Origin of the sequence: Erwinia sp. V90_4 (genome assembly GCF_029967685.1) — a bacterium.
GTDB classification, from domain to species: Bacteria; Pseudomonadota; Gammaproteobacteria; order Enterobacterales; family Enterobacteriaceae; genus Erwinia; species Erwinia aphidicola.
On record NZ_JASCAQ010000052.1, the window covers coordinates 129,195 to 153,627 of the forward strand.

25 protein-coding genes are annotated in these 24,433 nt (G+C 55.6%); 11 read left to right on the forward strand and 14 right to left on the reverse strand.

The annotated features are described in order from the left end of the window. Window positions 1–7: 7 nt before the first annotated feature. Genes yajC through secF form a run of 3 tightly spaced genes read left to right on the forward strand, consistent with a single transcriptional unit; the run spans window position 8 to window position 3,191 of the window. Complete coding sequence (gene yajC / locus QLG07_RS13840; protein ID WP_048916965.1) at window positions 8–337, forward strand: preprotein translocase subunit YajC; 330 nt, start codon at window positions 8–10, stop codon at window positions 335–337. 27 nt (window positions 338–364) lie between these two features. Then, window positions 365–2,212 (forward strand): protein translocase subunit SecD, encoded by a 1,848-nt coding sequence (gene secD / locus QLG07_RS13845; protein ID WP_099754246.1) that lies wholly within the window; start codon window positions 365–367, stop codon window positions 2,210–2,212. Window positions 2,213–2,222: 10 nt separating this feature from the next. After that, the gene (secF, locus tag QLG07_RS13850; protein ID WP_048916963.1) at window positions 2,223–3,191 is read left to right on the forward strand and encodes a protein translocase subunit SecF; all 969 of its coding nucleotides are present in this window, start codon (window positions 2,223–2,225) and stop codon (window positions 3,189–3,191) included. A gap of 84 nt (window positions 3,192–3,275) precedes the next feature. Here secF and QLG07_RS13855 read toward each other — a convergent pair whose 3' ends face one another. After that, entirely contained in the window at window positions 3,276–3,827 is a 552-nt protein-coding gene (locus QLG07_RS13855; RefSeq protein ID WP_048916962.1) for a DUF3251 domain-containing protein, read from the reverse strand. Window positions 3,828–4,017: 190 nt separating this feature from the next. Between QLG07_RS13855 and nrdR the strand changes: the two genes are divergently transcribed. The 6 genes from nrdR to pgpA all read left to right on the forward strand — a co-directional run bounded on the left by nrdR (window position 4,018) and on the right by pgpA (window position 8,082). Further along, window positions 4,018–4,467, forward strand: a complete 450-nt coding sequence (nrdR, locus tag QLG07_RS13860; RefSeq protein ID WP_048916961.1) for a transcriptional regulator NrdR — start codon at window positions 4,018–4,020, stop codon at window positions 4,465–4,467. Window positions 4,468–4,471: 4 nt separating this feature from the next. Continuing rightward, entirely contained in the window at window positions 4,472–5,575 is a 1,104-nt protein-coding gene (gene ribD / locus QLG07_RS13865) for a bifunctional diaminohydroxyphosphoribosylaminopyrimidine deaminase/5-amino-6-(5-phosphoribosylamino)uracil reductase RibD (protein WP_191149991.1), read from the forward strand. 87 nt (window positions 5,576–5,662) lie between these two features. Continuing rightward, on the forward strand, window positions 5,663–6,133 hold the full coding sequence (ribE, locus tag QLG07_RS13870; protein WP_048916959.1) for a 6,7-dimethyl-8-ribityllumazine synthase: 471 nt from the start codon (window positions 5,663–5,665) through the stop codon (window positions 6,131–6,133). Window positions 6,134–6,149: 16 nt separating this feature from the next. Then, window positions 6,150–6,569, forward strand: a complete 420-nt coding sequence (gene nusB, locus QLG07_RS13875) for a transcription antitermination factor NusB (protein ID WP_048916958.1) — start codon at window positions 6,150–6,152, stop codon at window positions 6,567–6,569. 51 nt (window positions 6,570–6,620) lie between these two features. Further along, complete coding sequence (thiL, locus tag QLG07_RS13880) at window positions 6,621–7,598, forward strand: thiamine-phosphate kinase (protein ID WP_253538590.1); 978 nt, start codon at window positions 6,621–6,623, stop codon at window positions 7,596–7,598. Next, window positions 7,576–8,082, forward strand: coding sequence for a phosphatidylglycerophosphatase A (pgpA, locus tag QLG07_RS13885; protein ID WP_099754249.1), 507 nt, complete (start codon window positions 7,576–7,578; stop codon window positions 8,080–8,082). Before thiL ends, pgpA begins: the two co-directional genes overlap by 23 nt. Before the next feature lie 49 nt (window positions 8,083–8,131). Here the strand turns inward: pgpA and QLG07_RS13890 are convergent, their stop codons facing one another. The 4 genes from QLG07_RS13890 to xseB all read right to left on the reverse strand — a co-directional run bounded on the left by QLG07_RS13890 (window position 8,132) and on the right by xseB (window position 12,207). Then, window positions 8,132–9,106: an aldo/keto reductase gene (locus QLG07_RS13890; protein WP_282469455.1), complete on the reverse strand. Its 975-nt coding sequence runs from the start codon at window positions 9,104–9,106 to the stop codon at window positions 8,132–8,134. Window positions 9,107–9,181: 75 nt separating this feature from the next. Further along, complete coding sequence (gene dxs / locus QLG07_RS13895) at window positions 9,182–11,047, reverse strand: 1-deoxy-D-xylulose-5-phosphate synthase (protein WP_048916955.1); 1,866 nt, start codon at window positions 11,045–11,047, stop codon at window positions 9,182–9,184. 18 nt (window positions 11,048–11,065) lie between these two features. Continuing rightward, window positions 11,066–11,965 (reverse strand): (2E,6E)-farnesyl diphosphate synthase, encoded by a 900-nt coding sequence (ispA, locus tag QLG07_RS13900; RefSeq protein ID WP_048916954.1) that lies wholly within the window; start codon window positions 11,963–11,965, stop codon window positions 11,066–11,068. Further along, window positions 11,965–12,207, reverse strand: a complete 243-nt coding sequence (gene xseB / locus QLG07_RS13905) for an exodeoxyribonuclease VII small subunit (protein WP_048916953.1) — start codon at window positions 12,205–12,207, stop codon at window positions 11,965–11,967. The genes ispA and xseB overlap by 1 nt, the downstream gene beginning before the upstream one ends. A 245-nt stretch (window positions 12,208–12,452) precedes the next feature. On the opposite strand from xseB, the gene thiI reads away from it, so the two are divergent. Then, window positions 12,453–13,901, forward strand: coding sequence for a tRNA uracil 4-sulfurtransferase ThiI (gene thiI / locus QLG07_RS13910; RefSeq protein ID WP_282469456.1), 1,449 nt, complete (start codon window positions 12,453–12,455; stop codon window positions 13,899–13,901). Between the two features lie 56 nt (window positions 13,902–13,957). On the opposite strand, the gene yajL is transcribed toward thiI, so the two are convergent. Together yajL and panE are read right to left on the reverse strand one after the other, a co-directional pair. Beyond that, window positions 13,958–14,554 carry a protein deglycase YajL gene (gene yajL, locus QLG07_RS13915; protein ID WP_048916951.1) on the reverse strand — a complete coding sequence of 199 codons (597 nt, stop codon included), beginning with the start codon at window positions 14,552–14,554 and terminating at the stop codon, window positions 13,958–13,960. Then, complete coding sequence (gene panE / locus QLG07_RS13920; protein WP_133624281.1) at window positions 14,508–15,428, reverse strand: 2-dehydropantoate 2-reductase; 921 nt, start codon at window positions 15,426–15,428, stop codon at window positions 14,508–14,510. Before panE ends, yajL begins: the two co-directional genes overlap by 47 nt. Window positions 15,429–15,565: 137 nt before the next feature. Between panE and QLG07_RS13925 the strand changes: the two genes are divergently transcribed. Then, window positions 15,566–16,057: a YajQ family cyclic di-GMP-binding protein gene (locus QLG07_RS13925; RefSeq protein WP_048916949.1), complete on the forward strand. Its 492-nt coding sequence runs from the start codon at window positions 15,566–15,568 to the stop codon at window positions 16,055–16,057. Window positions 16,058–16,111: 54 nt separating this feature from the next. Here QLG07_RS13925 and QLG07_RS13930 read toward each other — a convergent pair whose 3' ends face one another. From QLG07_RS13930 to ampG, 7 genes are all read right to left on the reverse strand, one after another. Next, window positions 16,112–17,479 carry an MFS transporter gene (locus QLG07_RS13930; protein WP_282469457.1) on the reverse strand — a complete coding sequence of 456 codons (1,368 nt, stop codon included), beginning with the start codon at window positions 17,477–17,479 and terminating at the stop codon, window positions 16,112–16,114. 160 nt (window positions 17,480–17,639) lie between these two features. Continuing rightward, the gene (gene cyoE / locus QLG07_RS13935; RefSeq protein WP_048916947.1) at window positions 17,640–18,527 is read right to left on the reverse strand and encodes a heme o synthase; all 888 of its coding nucleotides are present in this window, start codon (window positions 18,525–18,527) and stop codon (window positions 17,640–17,642) included. Window positions 18,528–18,540: 13 nt separating this feature from the next. Further along, window positions 18,541–18,870 carry a cytochrome o ubiquinol oxidase subunit IV gene (locus tag QLG07_RS13940; RefSeq protein ID WP_004156287.1) on the reverse strand — a complete coding sequence of 110 codons (330 nt, stop codon included), beginning with the start codon at window positions 18,868–18,870 and terminating at the stop codon, window positions 18,541–18,543. Then, the gene (locus QLG07_RS13945) at window positions 18,870–19,484 is read right to left on the reverse strand and encodes a cytochrome o ubiquinol oxidase subunit III (RefSeq protein ID WP_048916946.1); all 615 of its coding nucleotides are present in this window, start codon (window positions 19,482–19,484) and stop codon (window positions 18,870–18,872) included. The genes QLG07_RS13940 and QLG07_RS13945 overlap by 1 nt, the downstream gene beginning before the upstream one ends. Beyond that, entirely contained in the window at window positions 19,474–21,465 is a 1,992-nt protein-coding gene (gene cyoB / locus QLG07_RS13950) for a cytochrome o ubiquinol oxidase subunit I (RefSeq protein ID WP_048916945.1), read from the reverse strand. Before cyoB ends, QLG07_RS13945 begins: the two co-directional genes overlap by 11 nt. Before the next feature lie 4 nt (window positions 21,466–21,469). Beyond that, window positions 21,470–22,408: a cytochrome o ubiquinol oxidase subunit II gene (cyoA, locus tag QLG07_RS13955; RefSeq protein ID WP_048916944.1), complete on the reverse strand. Its 939-nt coding sequence runs from the start codon at window positions 22,406–22,408 to the stop codon at window positions 21,470–21,472. Window positions 22,409–22,931: 523 nt separating this feature from the next. After that, window positions 22,932–24,419 (reverse strand): muropeptide MFS transporter AmpG, encoded by a 1,488-nt coding sequence (ampG, locus tag QLG07_RS13960; protein ID WP_282469458.1) that lies wholly within the window; start codon window positions 24,417–24,419, stop codon window positions 22,932–22,934. Between the last annotated feature and the right edge of the window lie 14 nt (window positions 24,420–24,433).

A 24,433-nucleotide genomic window follows, 5' to 3' on the forward strand; every position in this document is an offset into this window, starting at 1 on the left:
AAATTTAATGAGCTTTTTCACTTCTGATGCCGTGGCAGCCGCAGCTCCATCTCAGGGAAGTCCTTATTCTCTGGTGATCATGCTGGTGGTATTTGGCCTGATTTTCTACTTCATGATCCTGCGCCCACAGCAGAAACGTGCAAAAGAGCACAAGAAACTGATGGACTCTATCTCTAAGGGTGATGAAGTGCTGACGACCGGTGGCCTGGTCGGTCGCGTGACCAAAGTAGCTGAAACTGGCTATGTTGCTATCGCACTGAACGATACCACTGAAGTTGTAGTCAAACGTGACTTCGTAGCTGCCGTTCTGCCGAAAGGTACCATGAAGGCGCTGTAATCTTTTGATTTCCCTAAGGGAACTGCCGTGTTAAACCGTTATCCTTTGTGGAAGTACATCATGCTGATCGTCGTATTACTCGTCGGTCTGCTGTATGCACTGCCCAACCTGTATGGTGAGGATCCGGCTGTTCAGGTCACTGGTGCGCGCGGAAGCGCCGCCAGTGAGCAAACGCTGGTTCAGATCCAGAATGCATTAAAACAAGATAATATCCAGAGCAAATCACTGGCACTGGAAAATGGCGCTATTCTGGCGCGTTTCGCGAATACCGACGTGCAGCTGCGCGCGCGTGAAGCGATTATGCAGGCTCTTGGCGAGAATTACGTAGTGGCGCTTAACCTCGCCCCGGCTACTCCAACCTGGCTCGCGATGCTGGCCGCAGAGCCGATGAAACTCGGTCTCGATCTGCGCGGCGGCGTTCACTTCCTGATGGAAGTCGATATGGATACCGCTCTGGGTAAACTCCAGGAGCAGAACATCGACAACCTGCGTAGCGATCTGCGTGATAAAAATATTCCTTATGTTAACGTGCGCAAGACCGACAACTACGGTCTGGAAATTCGTTTCCGCGACGCAGGCGCACGTGACGAAGCGGTGAGTTATCTGACCGGCCGCCATCGCGATATGGTTATCAACAGCAGCGGCAGCAATGCCCTGACGGCGGTAATGAGCGATGAGCGTATGCGTGAAGCGCGTGAATATGCGGTTCAGCAGAACATCAACATTCTGCGTAACCGTGTTAATCAGCTTGGCGTAGCGGAACCACTGGTACAGCGTCAGGGTTCTGACCGTATCGTGGTTGAACTGCCGGGTATTCAGGATACGGCACGTGCTAAAGAGATCCTCGGCGCGACAGCGACGCTGGAATTCCGTCTGGTTAACACCAGCGTGGATGCCACCGCTGCAGCTAACGGCCGCGTACCGGGTGACTCTGAAGTGAAAGACATGCGTGATGGCCAGCCAGTGGTGCTGTACAAACGTGTGATCCTCACCGGTGACCATATTACCGACTCCACCTCAAGCACCGATGAATACAACCAGCCTCAGGTTAATATCTCCCTGGACAGCGCTGGCGGTAACATCATGTCCAACTTCACCAAGGACAGCGTCGGCAAAGCGATGGCAACCCTGTTTGTTGAGTACAAAGACAGCGGGAAGAAAGATGCTAACGGCCGTGCCATTCTGGCGAAGCAGGAAGAGGTGATTAACGTGGCGAACATCCAGTCCCGACTGGGTAACAGCTTCCGTATTACCGGTATCAACAACCCGAATGAGGCCCGTCAGCTGTCGCTGCTGCTGCGTGCCGGTGCGTTGATTGCGCCAATCCAGATTGTGGAAGAACGTACCATTGGTCCAACCATGGGTGCGCAGAACATCACTCAGGGTCTGGAAGCCTGCCTGTGGGGCCTGATCGCTTCCATCGTCTTTATGGTGGTTTACTACCGTAAGTTCGGTGTGATTGCGACCTCTGCACTGGTGGCGAACCTGGTATTGATTGTCGGAATCATGTCACTGCTGCCGGGCGCAACGCTGACCATGCCGGGTATTGCCGGTATCGTGTTAACGCTGGCGGTAGCCGTTGATGCCAACGTACTGATTAACGAACGTATCAAGGAAGAGCTGAAGAATGGGCGATCCATTCAGCAGGCGATCCATGAAGGCTATAAAGGCGCGTTCTCCAGTATTATTGATGCCAACGTCACGACGCTGATTACCGCGATCATTCTGTACGCTGTGGGCACCGGCTCGATTAAAGGCTTTGCGATCACCACCGCCATCGGCGTTGTGACCTCAATGTTTACTGCCATTGTCGGTACCCGCGCCATCGTAAACCTGTTGTACGGCGGCAAACGCATCAACAAGCTGTCTATCTGAGGAGTGCGATGTGGCACAGGACTATAGCGTTGAACAACTGAACTACGGCCGTAAAGTCCATGACTTTATGCGCTGGGACAAAGTGGCCTTTACTCTTTCGGGGCTGCTGCTGATCGCTTCCTGCCTGATTATGGGCCTGAAAGGGTTTAACTGGGGTCTGGACTTCACCGGTGGTACGGTGATTGAAATTACCCTGGAAAAACCGGCTGATATCGAGCAGCTGCGCGGCGCGCTGGAGAAATCCGGCTTCGTCGACCCGCAGGTGCAGAACTTCGGCAGCAGCCGCGACGTGCTGGTTCGCATGTCGCCAAACGAAGGCAATGCCGGTCAGGAGCTGGGCAACAAGGTGGTGACTATCATCAACCAGGCCAGCCAGCAGAATGCCACCGTTAAGCGTATTGAGTTCGTCGGCCCGAGCGTGGGTAGCGATCTGGCGCAGGCGGGCGGTATGGCGCTGCTGGTGGCTTTGATTGCCATCCTGATTTACGTTGGCTTCCGCTTCGAATGGCGTCTGGCACTGGGGGCGGTACTGGCCCTGGCGCACGACGTGGTGATCACCATGGGGATACTCTCACTGTTCCACATTGAGATTGACCTGACCATCGTGGCGTCGCTGATGTCGGTTATCGGCTACTCGCTGAACGACAGTATCGTGGTATCGGACCGTATCCGTGAGAACTTCCGCAAGATCCGTCGCGGCACGCCTTACGATATCGTCAACGTCTCGCTGACGCAGACGCTGAGCCGTACCATCATGACCTCTGCCACCACGCTGGTGGTGGTGCTGATGCTGTTTATCTTCGGCGGTGCGCTGCTGGAAGGCTTCTCGCTGACCATGCTGATCGGTGTTTCCATTGGTACCGTGTCTTCAATCTATGTGGCTTCGGCGCTGGCATTGAAGTTGGGTATGAAACGTGAGCACATGCTGCAGCAGAAAGTGGAAAAAGAGGGCGCAGATCAGCCTTCGATTCTGCCTTAACCAGACGGGTTGGGAGCCAGAGCGGGCGGACCGAAAAAGAGGTCCGCCCCGACAAAAAAGCTGCATCGGATGATGCGGCTTTTTTTATGGCGCGGTTTTCACTACCACATCATGGATGCGCACATAGCCCAGCTGCTCCGGCGGCAGGTTGCTCAGGCGCAGCGAGACAGTTTCTTCACTCTTAGGCAGCAGCGCGCTGTCGACCTGAATCTGCTGTGACTGGCTGTTGACGGTGAGGGGTTTGCCGGTGGCGGCGTCCAGCTCGCCCCATTCCACTTCGGCAGTGAAGGCAGGGAGCGGGGCGTCATTGGTGGCATGAATTTGCAGGATCGCGCGCGTGCCGTTGGCTTCCGCCTCCACATGGCTTAGCGACAGCTTGAGGTCACCGGCCTGGCTTTTCAATACCACGCCGGTTTTTGCTGCGGGTAACAGCCAGGCACCCTGCGCTGAGCCGCTATTGAGATTACCCTGCCTTTCCAGTGCGCTGGCCTGATTCGTCAGCTGGCGCATCTCCTGGCTCAGCTTTCCGACCTCATTATGCAGCTGACTGATTTTCGGCTGCGGCGGCGTAGCGGCACACCCTGCCAAAAGCAGCAGAGAACTGACCAGCGAAAGTCTGAGATAAGCCGTTGTCATTGTTCATTTCCTTGTGATTAAACCGATTCACTTTATCTTAGAGCAAACGCGTCTTAACCGCCCGCAGATAAATCCTCTGTTTTGTTGCGCAAGACCGATAAAATTGGTGCGTAATTACCGAGCCGGCTTTGGCAGCAGGACACGATCGCGGTACACTAACCGCTAATTTTCAGGATTATCAGGACGCGACATGCATTGCCCATTCTGTTCCGCCGTCGATACCAAAGTGATCGATTCCCGCCTGGTCGGGGAAGGCACCTCCGTGCGCCGTCGTCGTCAGTGCCTGGTGTGTCACGAGCGCTTTACCACGTTTGAAGTGGCGGAGCTGGTGATGCCGCGCGTGGTCAAGAGCAATGATGTGCGCGAACCGTTCAACGAAGACAAGCTGCGCAGCGGGCTGATGAAGGCGCTGGAGAAGCGCCCGGTCAATTCCGACGCGGTAGAAACCGCCCTCAGCCACATTAAAAGCCAGCTGCGCGCCACCGGTGAACGCGAAGTTGCCAGCAAGCTTATCGGTGGGCTGGTAATGGATGAGCTAAAAAAACTGGATAAAGTTGCCTATATCCGCTTTGCTTCGGTTTACCGCAGCTTCGAAGACATTCGTGAATTTGGCGAAGAGATTGCCCGCTTACAGGACTGACGCGATGCGTGATGAAATCTACATGGCGCGCGCGCTGGAACTGGCGCGTCGCGGCCGCTTTACCACTACGCCGAACCCTAACGTCGGCTGCGTGATCGTGCGCGATGGCGCCATCGTCGGCGAGGGCTATCACCTGCGCGCCGGTGAACCGCACGCGGAGGTGCATGCCCTGCGTATGGCAGGAGATCGTGCCAAAGGGGCCACCGCTTACGTCACGCTGGAACCGTGCAGCCACCACGGACGCACGCCGCCGTGCTGTGATGCCCTGATTGCCGCGGGCGTCAGCCGGGTGGTTGCCGCCATGCAGGACCCAAACCCGGAAGTGGCGGGCCGCGGTCTTTATCGTTTGCAGCAGGCGGGTATTGAGGTCAGCCACGGGTTGATGATGCAGGAAGCGGAAGCGCTGAACCGTGGCTTTCTCAAGCGCATGCGCACCGGGTTCCCGTGGGTGCAGCTTAAGCTGGGGGCATCGCTGGATGGCCGTACGGCAATGGCCAGCGGCGAAAGTCAGTGGATCACCTCACCCGAGGCGCGGCGCGATGTGCAGCGGCTGCGCGCGCAGAGCTCGGCTATCCTCAGCACCAGCGCCACGGTGCTGGCGGATAATCCTTCCCTGACCGTGCGGTACGACGAGCTGGACAGCGGCACGCAGGCGGAATACCCGCCCGAGCTGCTGCGTCAGCCGGTGAGAATTATCGTCGACAGCCAGAATCGCGTCATGCCCGGGCACCGATTGATTGCACAATCGGGGGAAACCTGGCTGGCACGCACGCAGTGTGACGAGCAAAGCTGGCCGGAGAACGTGACGCAGTTTTGCGTGCCGCGTCATCACGATCGCCTCGATCTGGTGTCGATGATGATGCTGCTCGGCAGAAAACAGATTAATAGCGTCTGGGTGGAGGCCGGAGCACAGTTTGCCGGGGCGCTGCTGCAGGCCGGTGTGGTAGACGAGCTGATCGTCTACCTGGCGCCGAAGCTGCTGGGCGATGCCGGGCGTGGCCTGTGCCACCTGCCGGGCTTGCAGCAGCTGGCCGCCGCCCCGGCCTTTACCTTTAGTGATATTCGTCAGCTGGGGCCTGATTTACGCCTCACGCTGAGCCCGTTATGACGGTTTCTGCAAAAACAAGCAGAGCGCCGAAGAGTGTGATAGAATCCGCCCCCCTGCGGGGCCAAACAGAACCCTGAAAGGAAGATTATGAACGTTATTGAAGCTGCTGTTGCTACCCCTGACGCGCGCGTTGCCCTGGTTATTGCGCGTTTCAACAACTTTATCAACGACAGCCTGCTGAGCGGTGCCATCGATGCCCTGAAGCGTATCGGCCAGGTGAAAGATGAAAACATCACCGTCATCTGGGTTCCGGGCGCTTACGAACTGCCAATGACTGCACGTGCCGTGGCGAAAGCCGGTAAGCATGATGCGATTGTGGCACTGGGCACGGTGATCCGTGGCGGTACTGCTCATTTCGAATATGTGGCAGGTGAGGCCAGTTCTGGCCTGGCCAGCGTTGCCATGAACAGCGATATCCCGGTTGCCTTTGGCGTGCTGACGACGGAAAGCATCGAGCAGGCCATTGAACGCGCCGGAACCAAAGCGGGTAATAAAGGTGCTGAAGCAGCCCTGACCGCTCTGGAAATGATTAACGTATTGAAAGCCATCAAAGCCTGATTTTAAGGGGAATTTCGTGAAACCTGCTGCTCGTCGCCGCGCCCGTGAATGTGCTGTTCAGGCACTTTACTCCTGGCAAATCTCCAAAAACGACATCGCTGATGTCGAATACCAGTTTCTGGCGGAACAGGACGTCAAAGACGTCGATATTACTTACTTCCGTGAGCTGGTCGGCGGCGTTGCAACTAACAGTGCATACCTCGACGGCCTGATGAAACCTTACCTGTCGCGCCAGCTGGAAGAGCTGGGACAGGTTGAACTGGCCGTTCTGCGTATCTCACTGTTTGAACTCAGCAAGCGTGCAGACGTTCCCTATAAAGTGGCGATCAATGAGGGGATCGAGCTGGCCAAAGTGTTCGGCGCTGAAGACAGCCATAAGTTTGTCAACGGCGTGCTGGATAAAGCCGCTCCGCAGATCCGCCCAAACCGCAAATAATTCTCTGAGGCCGCTAACCCGGCCTCTTCTTTTATACTCCCGGAATGCACTATGGCATGTGGCGAATTTGAACTGATCGCGCGTTACTTTGACCGCGTGACAAGCTCCCGTCGCGATGTGGAAAAAGGCATCGGCGATGACTGTGCGCTACTCAGCGTACCTGAAAAACAGACTCTGGCTATCAGCACCGACACGCTGGTGGAAGGGGTTCACTTCCTGCGCGACATCCACCCCGCCGATCTCGGTTACAAAGCCCTGGCCGTCAATTTAAGCGATCTCGCGGCGATGGGGGCCGATCCTGCCTGGTTAACGCTGGCACTGACGCTACCGGAAATTAACGAAGAGTGGCTCAAGGATTTCAGCGACAGCCTGTTTGAACTGCTCGACTACTACGATATGCAGCTGGTCGGCGGTGATACCACGCGTGGCCCACTCAGCATGACGCTGGGCATCCACGGCCTGGTGCCGCAGGGCAGAGCGCTGAAGCGCAGCGGCGCACGCGTCGGTGACTGGATCTACGTGACCGGCACGCTGGGTGACAGCGCGGCGGGGCTGGAACTGCTGCAGCACCACGTGAAAATTAACGATCCGGCGGCGCACGAAGCGTTGATCAAGCGCCATCTGCGCCCGATGCCGCGCATTTTGCAGGGCCAGGCGCTGCGCGATCTCGCCAGCTCGGCTATCGATCTTTCTGATGGACTGATCTCCGATCTCGGCCATATTCTCAAAGCCAGCGACTGTGGCGCACGCCTTAATCTGGACGCGCTGCCGCTCTCTGCGGCGATGAAGCAGCACTTCGAGCCGCAGCAGGCTATCCGCTGGGCGCTGAGCGGTGGCGAGGATTATGAGCTGTGCTTCACGGTACCGGAAATTAACCGCGGCGCGCTGGACGTGGCGCTGGGCTATCATGGCGTGCCGTTCACCTGCATCGGTCAGATTGCTCCGCAGTCGGAAGGCCTGACGCTGTTGCAGAACGACAAGCCGGTAGAGTTCAACCTGAAAGGATTTGACCATTTTGGCACGCGCTAAGGATGTGGCGAAAAGTCGCCTGAAGATGAGTAACCCGTGGCACCTGCTGGCGACCGGGTTTGGCAGCGGTTTAAGCCCGTGGATGCCGGGCACCGTGGGTTCCGTTGCCGCAATACCGCTCTGGTATCTGATGAGCTTCCTGCCACAGGACCTCTATTCACTGGTGGTACTGCTGGGGATCTGCATTGGTGTCTACCTGTGTCACCGCACGGCGAAAGATATGGGCGTGCACGATCACGGGAGCATTGTCTGGGATGAGTTTATCGGCATGTGGATCACGCTGATGGCGATCCCGGTTAACAGCTGGCAGTGGGTACTGGCCGGTTTTGTGGTTTTCCGCGTGCTGGATATCTGGAAGCCGTGGCCAATCCGCTGGTTCGACCGTAACGTGCACGGCGGTATGGGGATCATGGTGGATGATATTATCGCCGGGGTGATCTCAGCAGGAATTTTGTTTGCGGCCGCGCACTACTGGCCGCTCTAAATGTTCCGGGTCGGGCATGCCCGACCCTCACGCGATACGCCGTTATCCGTTACTCGAATCCCACCACGCTGTGCGGCTGATACACGCTCTCCAGCTCGAAAATCTCTTCCTGCGTTAACTCCACCTCTACCGCTTTCACCAGGTCGGCCAGCTGTTCGCTGCGCGATGCGCCGATAATCGGCGCGGTGACGACCGGTTTGCTCAGCAGCCAGGCGAGTGCAACCTGCGCCCGGCTGACGCCTTTATCGCTGGCGATATTGGCCAGCCGTTCGGCAATCTCAGCGTCATTCTGTTCACTTTGGCTGTAAAGCGTGGCGCCATATTCATCAGAGACGGAGCGGGCGGTGGTTTCCCCCCACGGGCGCGTCAGGCGACCTCGCGCCAGCGGGCTCCACGGCAGCACCGCAATGTTCTCTTTCAGGCACAGAGGGTGCATTTCCCGCTCCTCCTCGCGCTGGATCAGGTTGTACTGATCCTGCATGCTGACAAACCGCGTCCAGCCGTTGCTGTCCGCCGTATGCAGCGCGCGGTCAAACTGCTCGGGATGCATGGAAGAGGCACCGATATAGCGCGCTTTGCCGGACTGCACCACGTCATGCAGCGCCTCCAGCGTCTCTTCCAGCGGCGTGTCGTAGTCCCAGCGGTGAATTTGTAGCAGGTCGACATGATCCATACCGAGACGTTCAAGGCTGTCGTCTATCGACTGCAAAATATTGGCGCGCGACAGCCCGCCGGAAAGATTGCTCATCGGGAAATAGACCTTAGTGGCGACGACGACCTCATCGCGGCGGGCGAAGTCACGCAGGGCGCGGCCGACGATCTCCTCGCTGCTGCCGTCCGAGTAGCTGTTGGCGGTGTCGAAAAAATTGATCCCGGCTTCCAGCGCCTGCTTGATCAGCGGGCGGCTGCTCTCTTCCGGCAGTGTCCAGGCATGGCGGCCGCGATCGGGCTCACCATAGGTCATGCAACCGAGGCACAGGCGGGAGACGGTCAGGTCGGTATTGGCTAACTTAAGGGTTTTCATTCGGGTCGCTCCTGCTGGTGATTTACCCTAAGCATAGCAGGTGACAGGCTCCCCCGCGGGGGAGCCGAAGGGGAGTTACTGCGCCAGCCAGTCGGCGATCTGCTGCTGGATACCGGCGGCATCCAGTTGATAATCTACGCGGATCTCGTCCTGGGTGCCCTGTGGAATAAACTCATCCGGCAGGCCGATATTCAACACGGGAACCGGCTGACGTTTTGCCATCAGCAGTTCATTGACGCCGCTACCGGCACCGCCTTTGATCGCCCCTTCTTCCAGGGTGATCAGGGCTTCATGACTGCCAGCCAGCTCAAGGATTAACGCCTCGTCGAGCGGCTTAACAAAGCGCATATCCACCAGCGTGGCATTCAGGGCTTCAGCCGCCGCGCGGGCTTCAGGCAGCAGCGTACCGAAGTTGAGGATCGCCAGTTTTTCACCGCGGCTCAGCACGCGGCCTTTACCCAGCGGCAATGATGCCAGCGGTTCGAGGGGGGCCCCGGTGCCGGTGCCACGCGGATAGCGCACTGCGCTTGGCCCGCTGCTGTGGTGGTAACCGGTGAACAGCATCTGGCGGCACTCGTTCTCATCGCTTGGCGTCATGATCACCATGTTCGGAATGCAGCGCAGGAACGCGATGTCGAAGGCACCCTGGTGCGTCTGCCCGTCGGCGCCGACGATGCCGCCGCGGTCAATGGCAAACAGCACCGGCAGTTTCTGGATTGCCACATCGTGGATCAGCTGATCGTAGGCGCGCTGCAGGAAGGTGGAGTAGATCGCCACTACCGGCTTGTAGCCGCCAATTGCCAGGCCCGCAGCGAACGTCACCGCATGCTGCTCGGCAATTGCCACGTCGAAATATTGCTGCGGATAGTCGCGCGAGAAGCTCACCATACCGGAACCTTCGCGCATCGCCGGGGTGACCGCCATCAGCTTGCTGTCTTCCGCGGCGGTTTCACTCAGCCACTGGCCGAAAATTTTAGAGTAGCTTGGCAGACCGTCGGCGCTTTTTGGCAGCAGGCCGCTGGCCGGGTCAAATTTAGGTACCGCGTGCCAGCTAATCGGATCTTTTTCGGCCGGGGCATAGCCCTTGCCTTTTTTGGTCATGATATGCAGGAACTGCGGGCCTTTGAGCGCGCGCATATTGCTTAAGGTCTGCACCAGCGCCAGCACGTCATGGCCGTCGACCGGGCCGATATAGTTAAAGCCCAGTTCCTCAAACAGCGTTCCCGGCACCACCATACCTTTCAGGTGCTCTTCGGTGCGCTTCACCAGCTCTTTGATCGGCGGCAGGCCGCCGAGCACCTTTTTACCGCCTTCACGCAGGCGGGAATAGGTCTTGCCGGAGAGGATCTGTGCCAGACGGTTGTTAAGCGCCCCCACGTTTTCTGAAATCGACATCTCATTGTCGTTCAGCACCACCAGCAGGTCGGCTTTGATATCGCCTGCATGGTTCATCGCTTCGAACGCCATCCCGGCAGTGATCGCCCCATCGCCTATCACGCAGGCGGTACGGCGGCCTTTGCCCTCTTTGCCGGCGGCGACTGCCATGCCCAGACCTGCACTGATTGAGGTTGAGGAGTGGCCGACATTCAGCACGTCGTACTCGCTCTCATCACGCCACGGGAACGGGTGCAGGCCATTTTTCTGGCGGATGGTGCCGATACGGTCACGGCGGCCGGTCAGGATTTTATGCGGATAGGCCTGATGGCCAACGTCCCACACCAGATGATCGAACGGCGTGTTGTAGACATAATGCAGCGCAACGGTGAGCTCAACCACGCCGAGGCCGGAAGCAAAATGACCGCTGGAGCGGCTAACGCTGTCGAGCAGATACTGGCGCAGCTCGTCACAGAGTTTTGGCAGACTCTCTTTCGGTAGCAAACGTAATTCTTGCACCGTGCTTGCGAGGGCAAGCGTCGGGTATTTTGCAGGTTCAAAGCTCATCGAAGACTCATTTGGAAGTTATTTATCGCGTTCAATTATAAAGCCTGCCAGCGCCCGCAGTGGGGTAGTGTCATACGACTGCGCGGCCAGCGTTTCTAATGCGCTGAGGGATTCCTGATACAGATCCCATGCTTTTGCCTTCGCACTGTCAAGCCCCATTAAGGCCGGGTAGGTACTCTTGCCTAACTGTTGATCGGCTCCCTGCCGCTTACCGATAATGGCGGTATCACCAATAACGTCCAGAATATCGTCCTGCACCTGGAAAGCCAGGCCAATGGCGTTGGCGTAGCGGTCAAGCGCAGGGAGGGCATCGCGCCCGCGTTCGCCAGCGGTTAATGCACCGAGACGCACCGCCGAGCGGATTAATGCCCCGGTTTTGTGGCGGTGGATCTGCTCCAGCGCGGCTAAATCAACCTGCTGGCCTTCAGCGGCCAGGTCCAGTGCTTGTCCTCCGCACATGCCCGCTACGCCGCTAGCCTGGGCCAGTTCGGACAGCATTGCAATACGTGCCTCCGCCGTGACGCCTGGCATCGGGGTATCGGCAAGGATGGAGAAAGCCAGAGTCTGCAGGGCATCACCGGCAAGAATCGCCGTGTCTTCGCCAAACTTAATATGGCAGGTGGGCTGGCCACGCCGCAGGCTGTCGTCATCCATGGCCGGTAAATCGTCATGGATCAGGGAATACGCATGAATACATTCAACCGCAGCCGCCGGGGCATCCAGCGCTGCATCGTCAGCATGTAGCATGGTGCCAGTGGCGTAAACCAGGAAAGGGCGCAGCCTTTTACCCCCTAATAATGCACCATATTCCATGGCATTCACCAGAGGAGAACTCTGAAATGGTTGCCCGGAGATAAAGCGCTGAAGCGCAGCATTAACCCGCTGAAAGTGCGCGCTAAGGATCAGGTTAAAATCCATCACTCATTTTCCGGCGTGAAAGGCGTCAGTTCGGCGTTCTTATCATCGCTGAGTAATATCTGTACCCGCTGCTCGGCCTGCTGTAGCGTCTGCTGCCCGGCACGTGCCAGCTGCACACCACGCTCAAACTCATTCAGCGCCTCTTCCAGCGGAAGGTTGCCGCTTTCCAGACGGGTGACGATCTGCTCCAGCTGCTGTAGCGATGTTTCAAAACTGGCAGGCGGTTCGGCTTTTTTCGGCATTTTTAGATCCTGACTTATCATTTTTCATCAGCAAGCGCTCATGGTAGCCGACTCTAAATGATTAGCAAAATATCCCCTGCATTTTTCACGCGGCGGGGAAGGGTGATATCGGCAGCAGCCACCGGTCAAAGATGATATACTGTTTTTCCTGGATGCAAAGAGCGCAAGCCCGTTGCAAGACTCTGATTTTATCAGTTAAGCGCCCCTCTTTTCAGCACTTAATTACCTGACGAATATATACCGCCATGAAGTTTATCATTAAGTTATTCCCTGAAATTACGATTAAAAGTCAGTCAGTTCGCCTGCGTTTTATCAAAATCCTGACCGGAAATATTCGCAACGTCCTAAAACCTTTCGATGAAACCCTTGCCGTGGTGCGCCACTGGGACAACATTGAAGTGCGTGCAAAAGATGAAAGCCAGCGTGCGGCGATTATCGCCGAGCTGACGCGCATTCCCGGTATCCACCATGTGCTGGCGGTAGAAGATCGTCCGTATACCGATGTGCATAATATCTTTGAGCAGGTGCTGGAGATGAATCGCGAGCGCATTGAAGGCAAAACCTTCTGCGTGCGCGTTAAGCGCCGCGGGAAGCACGAGTTCAGCTCGCAGGACGTGGAACGCTATGTGGGTGGCGGGCTGAATCAGCACGTGGCCAGCGCCCAGGTGCAGCTCAACCGCCCGGAAGTGACGGTCAATCTTGAAATTGAAGATGACAAGCTGGTGCTGGTGACCGCACGTTACGAAGGCATCGGCGGCTATCCGATCGGTACTCAGGAGGATGTGCTGTCGCTGATTTCTGGCGGCTTTGACTCCGGGGTTTCCAGCTATATGCTGATGCGCCGCGGCTGTCGCGTGCACTACTGCTTCTTTAACCTTGGCGGCGCTGCTCATGAGATTGGCGTTCGTCAGGTGGCCCACTATCTGTGGAAGCGCTACGGTAGCTCGCACCGCGTGCGCTTTGTCGCTATCGACTTTGAGCCGGTGGTGGGTGAGATTCTGGAAAAAGTGGATGACGGCCAGATGGGCGTGGTGCTGAAGCGTATGATGGTGCGTGCCGCGTCACAAATTGCTGAGCGCTACGGCGTGCAGGCACTGGTGACAGGCGAAGCGCTGGGGCAGGTCTCCAGCCAGACGCTGACTAACCTGCGCCTGATCGACAATGCCAGCGATACCCTGATCCTGCGCCCGCTAATCTCCCACGATAAAGAGCACATTATTAAGATTGCGCGTGAGATTGGCACCGAAGATTTTGCCCGCACCATGCCGGAATACTGCGGCGTGATCTCAAAAAGCCCGACCGTGAAAGCGGTGAAGGCGAAAATTGAGGCCGAAGAGCAGAACTTTGATTTCTCTATTCTCGACCGCATGGTTGAGCAGACAACTAACGTGGATATCCGCGAGATTGCAGAGAAAACCGAAGAGGAAGTGGTGGAAGTCGAAACGGTGGCTTCGTTTGCGGAAAACGATGTGGTGCTGGATATTCGCTCGAACGACGAGCAGGAAGCCCGCCCGCTGAGCGTAGACGGCGTCGAGGTTAAATCCCTGCCGTTTTACAAGCTGGGTACGCAGTTTGGCGACCTCGATCAGAGCAAAACCTGGCTGCTGTACTGTGAGCGTGGTGTGATGAGCCGCCTGCAGGCACTCTATCTGCACGAGCAGGGCTTCAAAAACGTCAAGGTTTATCGCCCATAACCTGTAGGGGCGGACCTTTTTTCGGTCCGCCCGTATGCAAATCCGGCCTCGCGCCATTAATCGCGATAATCGTAAATTCCCGCCGCCAGCACCATCTGTTCAGCCACTTCACGCGCTTTCTCTTTCCCTGCCACTAAATCAATCAGCTTCAGTGCGAAATCGATCGCCGTGCCCGGCCCCTGGCTGGTCAGCAGATTGACGCGGCGGTCCCATACCACGCGGCGGTCCATCCACTTCTCTTCCGGAATGGTCTCTTTCAGAGCCGGAAAGCCGGTCATATTGCCGACCGGGAACAGATTGTGGGGGATCAGTACGGTGCCGGGCGCAGCGCAGATCGCGGCAACAATGCGTCCTGCCAGGTTGAACTGGCGCACGGTCTCCACCAGCAGCGGGCTGTCGCGAAAACACTCGGCGCCTTTGAGGCCACCGGGCAGCACGATGGCGGCGTAGTCATCGTCGGCAACTTCAACCAGCGGCGCGTCGGCCAGCAGGCGCACGCCGCGTGAACAGACGATTTCGCAGCTGCCGTCATCGGCAACGCTGGCGGTGACCACCCTCAGCCCGGCACGGACCAGCAAATCGATGGTGGTGACGGCCTCTGTCTCTTCACTGCCAGGTGCCAGGCAAACCAGAACCGATGGATTCGCGGTCATAATCATGTTCCTTTCGTTTAATAAATTCATAAAGACGGTTGTTTTCCGGCGTGGCGATGCCCTGAGCACGGGCGCGGCGGATGACGTAGCCGTTGATATAGTCGATTTCGCTGCGGCGCTGGGCGCGGATATCCTGCAGCATTGACGAGGTATTACCCGCGGTGGTGCGAATGACTTCCAGGACATAGTCGACCAGCCATTCGCGTGAAATATGCTGACCTTCACGCTCCATCACGCTGGCGACTTCGTCGCACAGCGCCTCAATCTCCGCACGCCTGTGCGCCAGCTCGCCGTTGGTGCAGTTGTACAGCACTGTGAGCGGGTTTATCACGCAGTTAACCGCCAGCTTCTGCCACGCGGCGGAAGCCACGTTGTTATGCCACGCAACGTCGGGCAGGGCGAGATGCAGCATTTCTGCCAGATCGCTCATCGCTTCGCTCGCGGGCGATGTTGGGCCAATATGAGTAATGCCGGAAGCAACATGGACGATCACCGTGCCGTCGCGCTTAGCCGCATGCGTGGTCACGCCGCGCAGCAGCGGCTGGGGCAGGCCTCTCAACTCATCCAACGTACCCATACCGTTGTGCAGCAGCAGCACTGGGCAATTTTCCGGCAGAATAGCCTGCAGGTTTTTAACCGATTCAGAAACCTGCCAGGCTTTCAGCGTCACAATCAGCAGTTCGCTGGCGGCGAGAAAAGCCGGATCGTTGGCAATAAAGGTTTTGTTGACGGTGTGACCGTCAAGGTCAACCACATTCACCGAGCAGTAGGGTTGCGGAACCCGCAGCCAGCCCTGTACCTCGTGTCCCTGTTTATCAAGAGCAGCCAGCCAGATCTGCCCTAAAGCGCCGCATCCGAGTACGGTAATTTTCATTGTTCCTCCCGCGTGCGGGTTATGTTCATTGCCGTGCAGCCCGCCTGCTCATTATTATAGCTATCAGCGCCTGTCATTTTATTTACCCGCGGCAAGCAGGTATTATGCCTGTCACTTTAGTATCAGGAGAATAGATCATGCCATCTTTCGATATCGTTTCTGAAATTGATATGCAGGAAGTGCGTAACGCAGTAGATACTGCTAACCGTGAAATCGCTACCCGCTTTGACTTTCGCGGCGTGGAAGCCAGCTTTGAGCTGAATGATAAGAACGAATCCATCAAGGTGCTGAGCGAATCTGATTTTCAGGTTAAGCAGCTGGTGGACATTCTGCGCGAGAAGCTGCTGAAGCGTGGCATCGAAGGTGCAGCGCTTGATGTGCCGGAGCAGATCGTCCACAGCGGTAAAAGCTGGAGCGTCGAAGCCAAAATGAAAAAAGGCATCGAATCTGACATCGCTAAAAAGCTGGTGAAGCAGATTAAAGACAGCAAAGTGAAGGTGCAGACGCAGATTCAGGGTGATGAACTGCGCGTCACCGGTAAATCACGTGATGATTTGCAGAGTGCGATGGCGATTGTGCGCAAAGCCGATCTGGGCCAGCCGTTCCAGTTCAAGAACTTCCGCGACTAACTTCCAGGGGCCGGTTGGAAAACCATCGGCCCCTGCTTTCTCCCCGCCTGTTAATTAAGCTGCTGTCGCGATGAGTTTCTCAATCTCGGCACGGTTGGTCACTTTGCTGTCGATTTTGATGTAGGCACTTTTCTCTTCCGCCACGATAAACACCGCGGAAACGCCTGGCTGAGCCTTCAGCTGGCGCTCCAGCTCGCTTTTATCCAGCGAACTTCCTTCCAAAGTAACGCGCAGGCTGCTGACGTATGGCGGTTCCTGCATGGTCAGACTCACCAGCAGCCAGACGAACGCCACCAGCGCCCCGACCAGGAACACGCTTTGTGCATCGATATGACCATATACCCAGCCGCCCATGCTGCCGCCAATGGCCACCCCAAGGAACTGGCTGGTGGAGTAGAGACCCATCGCCGTCCCTTTGTAGCCCGGAGGGGACTCTTTACTGACCAGCGAGGGCAGGATGGCTTCCATCAGGTTAAAGCCAATAAAGAACAGCTGAACGCCAATCACCAGCGTCCAGAAATGGTTACCTGCGCCCCACAGCACCACTTCAGCCACCAGCACCAGCGCCACGCAGCCGACAAATACCCGCTTCATGCGGCGTTTCACTTCGGCGTAGATGATAAACGGCAGTACGGCGGCGAAGGCCACCAGCATAGTGACCAGATAGACTTTCCAGTGCTCGGCGGCGGGCAGGCCGGCCTGCTCAAACTGGCCGGGCAGGGCAACGAAGCTCGACATCAGCAGGATGTGCAGGCAGAGAATACCGATATTGAGTTTGACCAGACGGCTGTTGGCCAGCACGTCACGAATAGTGCCTTTTACAATGCCGGATTCGCGGTTCAGCACGTGGTTGGAGGCAGAGGGAACCACCAGCAGCGTGATAACAATACCCGCAGTTGCCAGCAGGGCAATCATCCAGAACAGCGCATGCAGGCCAAGCGCGTTGGTGATAATCGGGCCAAGAACCATGGCAATCGCGAAGGTAATCCCGAAGCTGATGCCGATAAACGCCATCGCTTTGGTGCGGTTCTGCTCGCGCGTCAGGTCGGACAGCAGCGCCATCACGGCAGCGGCAATGGCGCCGGATCCCTGCAGTGCGCGGCCAAGGATCACCCCCCAGATAGAGGTGGTCATCGCGGCAATCACGCTGCCAATAACAAAGATCAGCAGGCCGCCAACGATGAGCGGCTTACGACCTATGCGGTCGGACAGCAGCCCGAATGGAATTTGAAAGATGGCCTGGGCTAAGCCGTAGATACCAATAGCCAGTCCGATCAGTGCTTCACTTGCTCCCTGCAATGCCATGCCATAAGTGGTGAGAACGGGTAATACCATAAACATTCCCAGCATGCGCAGGGAAAAGACCGTTCCTAAACCCCATGTCGCACGCAGCTCGACCGGGGTCATTTTATTATCGTTCATTACTACCTCAATGCGGGGATACCCTTCATCTGGAAATCTTTGGGGTAATTTTTGTCTATTTTAAGTGGCAGGAGAGGGCGGGTAAAACATTACTTTTTAAGCAGTGGTAACAAAAAGAAAGGGCGCGAAATCGCGCCCTTAGTAGTGATGGTTCGTGCTGTTATCTGACCATCGTCAGCAGGTCTTTTGACGCTGGGGTCATAAAGTCGATGGACATCATCACGCTAAGCGCAGTGATGGCCACAATCGAGAACACAAACAGCTTACGCGCCCAGACACGATCGTTCTGAGTTTTGTAACCTGACAGTGCCATCCCCAGCCACCAGACACTCACGGCGGCTGCCACGACCAGATATTTGTAGCCCGCATAACCCACCAGCGTCAGCATCAGCGTGGCAACCATAAACGCCAGGATATAGAGCGTAATATGGTTTTTCGCCACCGAGATACCTTTCACCACTGGCAGAACCGGGATGTTAGCTGCCTGGTAATCTTTAAAGCGGAAGATGGCAATCGCATAAGAATGCGGCATCTGCCACAGGCTAAAGATAGCCAGCAGGATCAACGCACCAGCATCAAACTGGTTGGTCACGGCACAGTAGCCAATGACCGGCGGCGCAGCGCCGGACAGGCTACCAATCAGCGTGCCGTATACGGAGTTGCGCTTCATGTACAGGCTGTAGACGCCGACATAAACCACAAAGCCCATCACCGCCAGCCACATCGCCAGCGGATTTGCTCCGAAATACAACAGCGCGAAGCCAGCAATACCCAGAACGGTTGCATAAACCAGGCTTAATTTCGGAGAGATAAGGCCTTTTACCAGCACCCGATTCTTGGTCCTCTCCATTTTTTTGTCGATATCACGGTCGATAAAGTTGTTATAAACACAACCCGATGCGACCACCAGCGAAACACCGACTAAGGTGGAGACAAACAGGGCATAGTCAATGCTGCCTTTCGAAGCCAGCAGAAATCCCCCGATGACAGAAATTAAATTTCCGAAAATAATTCCTGGTTTTGTTACTTGCAGGTATTGCTTAATCATCACAGTAGCTCGGTTAGTGGCTCATCATGTTGTAGTTGAGGTTCCACATGATCCATAGCGAGCCGACAACAACAATCAGGATGATAAGTGCTGCAAACACGATAGCAATCAGGTTCCAGCCCCCCTCGGACTTGCTGTCCAGGTGCAGGAAGTACACCAGGTGCACCAGCACCTGGACTACGGCACATACCAGAACCACAGCAAGGATAGTGGCTTTAGAAGCGCCACCGTCCATCACCATCCAGAATGGGATACCGGTCAGAATGATCGACAGGATAAAGCCGATCATATAAGACTTCACGCTACCATGAGAAGCGCCATGTTCAGTTGCAGGATGGCTCATTACATAACCCCCATCAGGTAAACAATGGTGAATACGCAGATCCAAACCACATCCAGGAAGTGCCAGAACAGGCTGAGGCACATGATACGGGTACGGTTAGTTGCGTTAAGTCCACGAGTGGCAATCTGATACATCAGCACCAGCATCCAGATCAGACCAGACGTCACGTGCAGACCGTGAGTTCCTACCAGCGTAAAGAAGGCAGACAGGAAGCCACTACGGTCAGGGCCGAAACCTTCTTTAATCAGGTGATGGAATTCATAGATCTCCATACCGATGAAGCCCAGGCCGAACAGGAACGTCATCGCCAACCAGCCGATAACTGCACCTTTCTGCTCTTTGTTCATGTTGATAACTGCAAAACCATAGGTAATGGAGCTCAACAGAAGCAGGGCGGTTTCCACCAGGACGAACGGCAGTTCAAAGATATCTTTCCCTGCCGGGCCACCCGCGGTGTTGTTTACCATCACACCATAGGTCGCAAACAGCGTTGCGAAGATGATGCAGTCACTCATCAGGTAGATCCAGAAGCCGAAGACTTTATTGGCTCCTGCATCGTGATGCCCATGCTCCGCATGGGCGTCGTGGTGTTTAGTCACAGTTTCAGTCGACATTTTTCAGACCTGCTTTGCTAATTTCGTCAAAGTGCTGATTCTCGATTTTTTGAATCTCAGCAACAGGAACGTAGTAATCCACGTCTTCGTCAAAGCTCTTGACGATCCAGGACACGATCATGCCCAGGAATGACAGGCCTACCAGCCACCAGATATGCCAGATCGCTGCAAAACCAAAGAGTACGCTGAAGAAACCAATTACCACACCAGCGCCGCTGTTCTTCGGCATATGAATTTCTTCATAGTGAGCCGGCTGCTTATACGCTTCGCCTTTTTCCTTCATTTCCCAGAACGCATCGCGCTCGTGAATTTCAGGTACTACAGCAAAGTTATAGAACGGCGGTGGTGAAGAGGTTGCCCACTCCAGAGTACGCGCACCCCACGGGTCACCGGTCAGGTCACGCAGCTGTTCACGGTCACGGACCGAAACGTAGAACTGGGTAATCTGGCAGATAACACCACAGGCGATCAGGCCAGCACCGCATGCCGCAACAACCAGCATCGGGTGGAACTGTGGATCGATATCCTGACTAATACGACGGGTCATACCCATGAAGCCCAGTACGTACAGCGGCATAAAGGCAACGAAGAAGCCGATAATCCAGAACCAGAACGCACGGATACCCCAGGTTTCATTCAGCTTGAAGCCGAATGCTTTCGGGAACCAGTAAGTCACACCAGCAAAGCAACCGAATACAACACCACCGATAATCACGTTATGGAAGTGAGCAATCAGGAACAGACTGTTGTGCAGCACGAAGTCTGCACCTGGCACGGCCAGCAGAACCCCGGTCATACCACCTACAGAGAAGGTCACCAGGAAGCCAATGGTCCACAGCATGCAGGAGTGCATCTGAATGCGACCCTGATACATGGTGAACAGCCAGTTAAAGATTTTAACCCCGGTAGGAATGGCGATGATCATCGTCATAATACCGAAGAAGGCGTTGACGTTGGCACCCGCACCCATGGTGAAGAAGTGGTGCAGCCACACGATGAAGGACAGTACGGTAATAACCACCGTTGCCCACACCAGTGAGGTGTAACCAAACAGACGCTTTTTCGAGAAGGTAGCAACAACTTCTGAGAACACACCGAAGACCGGCAGAACCAGAATGTAAACTTCCGGATGACCCCAAACCCAAATCAGGTTGACGTACATCATCATGTTGCCGCCCATATCATTGGTAAAGAAATGGAAACCAAGATAACGGTCAAGGGTCAGCAGAGCCAACGTCACGGTCAGAACCGGGAACGCAGCGATGATCAGCACGTTAGTACACAGGGAAGCCCAGGTGAACACCGGCATTTTGAACATAGTCATGCCAGGCGCACGCATCTTCATGATGGTCACGAAGAAGTTGATACCTGTCAGGGTCGTACCAATACCGGAGAGCTGTAGACTCCATATCCAGTAGTCAACACCGACCCCCGGACTGTATTCCGCCCCCGAAAGTGGTGGATAAGCCAGCCAGCCGGTCTGAGCGAATTCGCCCACGCCCAGTGACAGGTTAACCAGCACCACACCGACAGCCGTGAACCAGAAGCTCAGGTTGTTCAGGAACGGGAAGGCCACGTCGCGTGCGCCGATCTGCAGAGGAACAGCGATGTTCATCAGACCAACAACAAACGGCATCGCTACGAAGAAGATCATAATCACGCCGTGGGCAGTGAAGATCTGGTCGTAGTGGTGCGGTGGCAGAATGCCAGCTTCACCCGCAGAAGCGAGTACCTGCTGAGTACGCATCATTACTGCATCGGCAAAGCCGCGCAGCAGCATGACGAAAGCCATGATGATGTACATGATACCGAGTTTTTTATGGTCAACTGAGGTCAGCCACTCGGTCCACAGGTATTTCCACTTACCGAAGTAAGTCAGAGCGGCGACAAGCGCCAAACCGCCCAGGATGATAGCGGCAACCGTAACCATGATAATAGGTTCATGATACGGCACTGCATCCAGTGTTAATTTTCCTAACATCGTATTATTCCTCGGCTCCCGCTTTAGCGGTGTTGCTCATATCCATGCCTTCATGGCCTTCGCCGTGTGACATGTCCATGCTTCCGCCGTGATTCATCTTGAACTGACCAATGATGTCCTGGAACAGTTCAGGTTTAACACTTGAGAAGAATTCAACCGGGTGATTTTCGCTAGGCGCTGCCAGCTTTTTAAAATCATCCATCGTAGTGAGGGTATCTGGAGACTGCTTAGCTTTGGCAACCCACTGATCGAAAGTCGCTTCGTCAGGGGTAGCAATCGCCTTAAACTTCATACCAGAGAAACCACGACCACTGAAGTTGGAGGAGATACCGTCAAAAGTGCCGGCTTCATTCGCAATCAGATGCAGTTTAGTTTGCATGCCCGCCATAGCGTAAATCTGGCTACCGAGGGTTGGAATAAAGAAGGAGTTCATTACGGTGTTTGAAGTAATCTTGAAGCTGACCGGGCGGTTAGCCGGGAAAGCAATCTGGTTCACGGTAGCGATACCCTGCTCTGGGTAAATGAACAACCATTTCCAGTCAAGTGACACAACTTCAATCACTACAGGCTTAGCATCCGACGCCAGTGGCTTGCTCGGTTCCAGCGCGTGGGTTGATTTCCACGTCAGAATACCAAGGAAGACAATGATCAAGATCGGCACAGTCCAGACCACGGCTTCCACTTTGTTCGAGTGGGACCAGTTAGGGCTGTATTTTGCATTGGTGTTCGATGCCCGATATTTCCAGGCGAACACGATGGCCATTAAGACTGCCGGAATAACGACGATCATCATCAGGCCAAAGGCCGTCAAAATCAGCGAGCGTTGCTCCATTGCAACCTGTCCTTTGGGACTTAATAACGCACTATCACAACCACTTAACAAAACCATGCTTGCGATTAATGACAAAATCCCCAAACTTTTATTGTATTTCCTGAGTCTCATTTAACGACCTCAATGACAAGGGCTCTATTGTCGTTTAAGTGTGGCGGCATTTTACGGGAAGGTTTCAGTACTGTAAACCTGCAACAGGTTGTGTCAGCGGCGTGTTGACACCTTTTGCAAACGCTGTCACATATGTTGCCGGAGGTGACAAAATATGAATGCTGGCAAAGGGTTGGCGCTAATATAACAAAATCCGATGAAAAAAACCCTACAGAAATTGTATCTGCTATAACCAGCCATTCAATGCACCAATTATTTAACAAAAACGCATCATTTAAGCGATATAAATTAACTTAAAATAATTACTCACCGGGTTTTAATACCTCAAAATGACAGGCCGGATGAGCGCGATTTTTTTTTGAGCGAATTAATAAATAGGCAAAATAATATTCGGGCGAAGCTATCAGTATCGCTGATGGGTTTCCGCTGGGCTGGCGCCCGGATGGCCAACGGCCGATCCGGGTTTGTTAACTCATTGTTGTACGGATAATTTTATTAACATTCTCGCTTCAGGCAAAAAACGCTACAAATTTAACCGTCTGTGCGTTTTACGCAGGGAGAGGAAGTCAAGCAGGGTCCCACAGACAATGCCCGCCAGCAACAGCGCGATCCCGCCTTCAAACAGAGCAGAACTGATGCCCTGTAACGTCAGCCAGCCCAGTGCATTTACCGCCAGCGTCAGCAGCCACGCGATCAGCAGCGCGCAGCCGGCGATCAGCCCGCGCACCGCCCAGCGATACCCTGAAGGGTAGTCTGTGCGTGGCAGAAAATCAGCATTATTCTGCGCATATTCCAGCGTGGTTCGGCACCCGAGCAGCAGTAACAGACCGGGTAGCGCAGCGATCACCGAGAATGCATAGAAGGTAGGCCAGCCCCAGCTTTCAACAAACCATCCTGCCACCGGCCCGACATAGACCCGCCCGACGGCAGAGAGGGCAGAGAGCAGCGCGAACTGGGTGGCGGAAAATGACTTATTGCACAGCGTCATCAGTAAAGCGACAAAGGCCGCCGTGCCCATTCCGCCGCACAGGTTTTCAACAAACACCGCGACAGCCATGCTGTAGAGATGTTTGTCGGTGACTGAAAGTACCCAATAACCGAGGTTAGAAACTGCCTGAAAAATGCCAAACAGCAGCAGGGCACGGAACAGGCTGAGCCGCTGCATCAGCACGCCGCCTGCCAGTGCGCCAATAATGGTCGCGATCAGCCCCAGCGTTTTATTCACCAGCCCAACGTCGCCGGCATCAAAGCCAACGCCGCGGATCAGGAAGATAGTCGTCAGGCTGGCCGCAAAGGCATCCCCGAGCTTGTAGAGCACAATCAGCGACAGGATAAGCCACGCATTATTACGGTTAAAGAAGTCGCGCAGGGGAGCAATGACCGCTTCTTCCAGCGTGTTAGGCCGGGCAATGCTGCTGTCTGGCTCTTTCGCCAGCAGCGTGGCAATCACGCCGGGCACCATCATCGCTGCCATCAGCCACCAGATCGCCTGCCAGCCGAGGTAACGGTCTGCCAGCCACAACGCCAGACCGCCAGAAACCAGCATCGCCAGCCGGTAGCCCAGCACGCTGATGGCCGCACCGTTACCGCGTTCAGCAGCGGAGAGCACGTCGGTTTTCCATGCATCAAAAACGATATCCTGGGAGGCCGAGCAGAACGCCACCAGCACCGCCAGCGCAGCCAGCATGGTCAGGTCACGTGAGGGCTGCATAAAGCCCATCAGCGCAATGCCGATAATCAGCAGCAGCTGCGTGAGTAATAGCCATCCACGCCTGCGCCCGAGAAACGGCGGCGTGTAGCGGTCCATCAGCGGGGACCAGAGGAACTTAAAGACATAGGCCTGACCGACCAGTGAAAAGAAGCCGATGGTTTTGATATCGACATTTTCCACCGCCATCCACGCCTGCAGCGTACCGGATGTCAGAGCCAGCGGAAGGCCGGAGGCGAAACCGAGTAATAGAAGGAGGGCAGAATTGCGCCGGGTGAAAATCTGCAGATAGTGATTGGACATACGGACCTTAAATC

What these genes read in the sequence shown, in the direction of transcription:
- nrdR (WP_048916961.1), top strand. Translation starts at nt 4,018, where the DNA reads ATGCATTGCCCATTCTGTTCCGCCGTCGATACCAAAGTGATCGATTCC.
- yajC (WP_048916965.1), top strand. Translation starts at nt 8, where the DNA reads ATGAGCTTTTTCACTTCTGATGCCGTGGCAGCCGCAGCTCCATCTCAG.
- cyoA (WP_048916944.1), bottom strand. Translation starts at nt 22,408, where the DNA reads ATGAGACTCAGGAAATACAATAAAAGTTTGGGGATTTTGTCATTAATC.
- QLG07_RS13855 (WP_048916962.1), bottom strand. Translation starts at nt 3,827, where the DNA reads ATGACAACGGCTTATCTCAGACTTTCGCTGGTCAGTTCTCTGCTGCTT.
- QLG07_RS13890 (WP_282469455.1), bottom strand. Translation starts at nt 9,106, where the DNA reads ATGAAAACCCTTAAGTTAGCCAATACCGACCTGACCGTCTCCCGCCTG.
- cyoB (WP_048916945.1), bottom strand. Translation starts at nt 21,465, where the DNA reads ATGTTAGGAAAATTAACACTGGATGCAGTGCCGTATCATGAACCTATT.
- ampG (WP_282469458.1), bottom strand. Translation starts at nt 24,419, where the DNA reads ATGTCCAATCACTATCTGCAGATTTTCACCCGGCGCAATTCTGCCCTC.
- ispA (WP_048916954.1), bottom strand. Translation starts at nt 11,965, where the DNA reads ATGGATTTTAACCTGATCCTTAGCGCGCACTTTCAGCGGGTTAATGCT.
- dxs (WP_048916955.1), bottom strand. Translation starts at nt 11,047, where the DNA reads ATGAGCTTTGAACCTGCAAAATACCCGACGCTTGCCCTCGCAAGCACG.
- cyoE (WP_048916947.1), bottom strand. Translation starts at nt 18,527, where the DNA reads ATGATTAAGCAATACCTGCAAGTAACAAAACCAGGAATTATTTTCGGA.
- QLG07_RS13925 (WP_048916949.1), top strand. Translation starts at nt 15,566, where the DNA reads ATGCCATCTTTCGATATCGTTTCTGAAATTGATATGCAGGAAGTGCGT.
- QLG07_RS13930 (WP_282469457.1), bottom strand. Translation starts at nt 17,479, where the DNA reads ATGAACGATAATAAAATGACCCCGGTCGAGCTGCGTGCGACATGGGGT.
- ribE (WP_048916959.1), top strand. Translation starts at nt 5,663, where the DNA reads ATGAACGTTATTGAAGCTGCTGTTGCTACCCCTGACGCGCGCGTTGCC.
- QLG07_RS13945 (WP_048916946.1), bottom strand. Translation starts at nt 19,484, where the DNA reads ATGTCGACTGAAACTGTGACTAAACACCACGACGCCCATGCGGAGCAT.
- panE (WP_133624281.1), bottom strand. Translation starts at nt 15,428, where the DNA reads ATGAAAATTACCGTACTCGGATGCGGCGCTTTAGGGCAGATCTGGCTG.
- QLG07_RS13940 (WP_004156287.1), bottom strand. Translation starts at nt 18,870, where the DNA reads ATGAGCCATCCTGCAACTGAACATGGCGCTTCTCATGGTAGCGTGAAG.
- xseB (WP_048916953.1), bottom strand. Translation starts at nt 12,207, where the DNA reads ATGCCGAAAAAAGCCGAACCGCCTGCCAGTTTTGAAACATCGCTACAG.
- ribD (WP_191149991.1), top strand. Translation starts at nt 4,472, where the DNA reads ATGCGTGATGAAATCTACATGGCGCGCGCGCTGGAACTGGCGCGTCGC.
- yajL (WP_048916951.1), bottom strand. Translation starts at nt 14,554, where the DNA reads ATGACCGCGAATCCATCGGTTCTGGTTTGCCTGGCACCTGGCAGTGAA.
- thiI (WP_282469456.1), top strand. Translation starts at nt 12,453, where the DNA reads ATGAAGTTTATCATTAAGTTATTCCCTGAAATTACGATTAAAAGTCAG.
- thiL (WP_253538590.1), top strand. Translation starts at nt 6,621, where the DNA reads ATGGCATGTGGCGAATTTGAACTGATCGCGCGTTACTTTGACCGCGTG.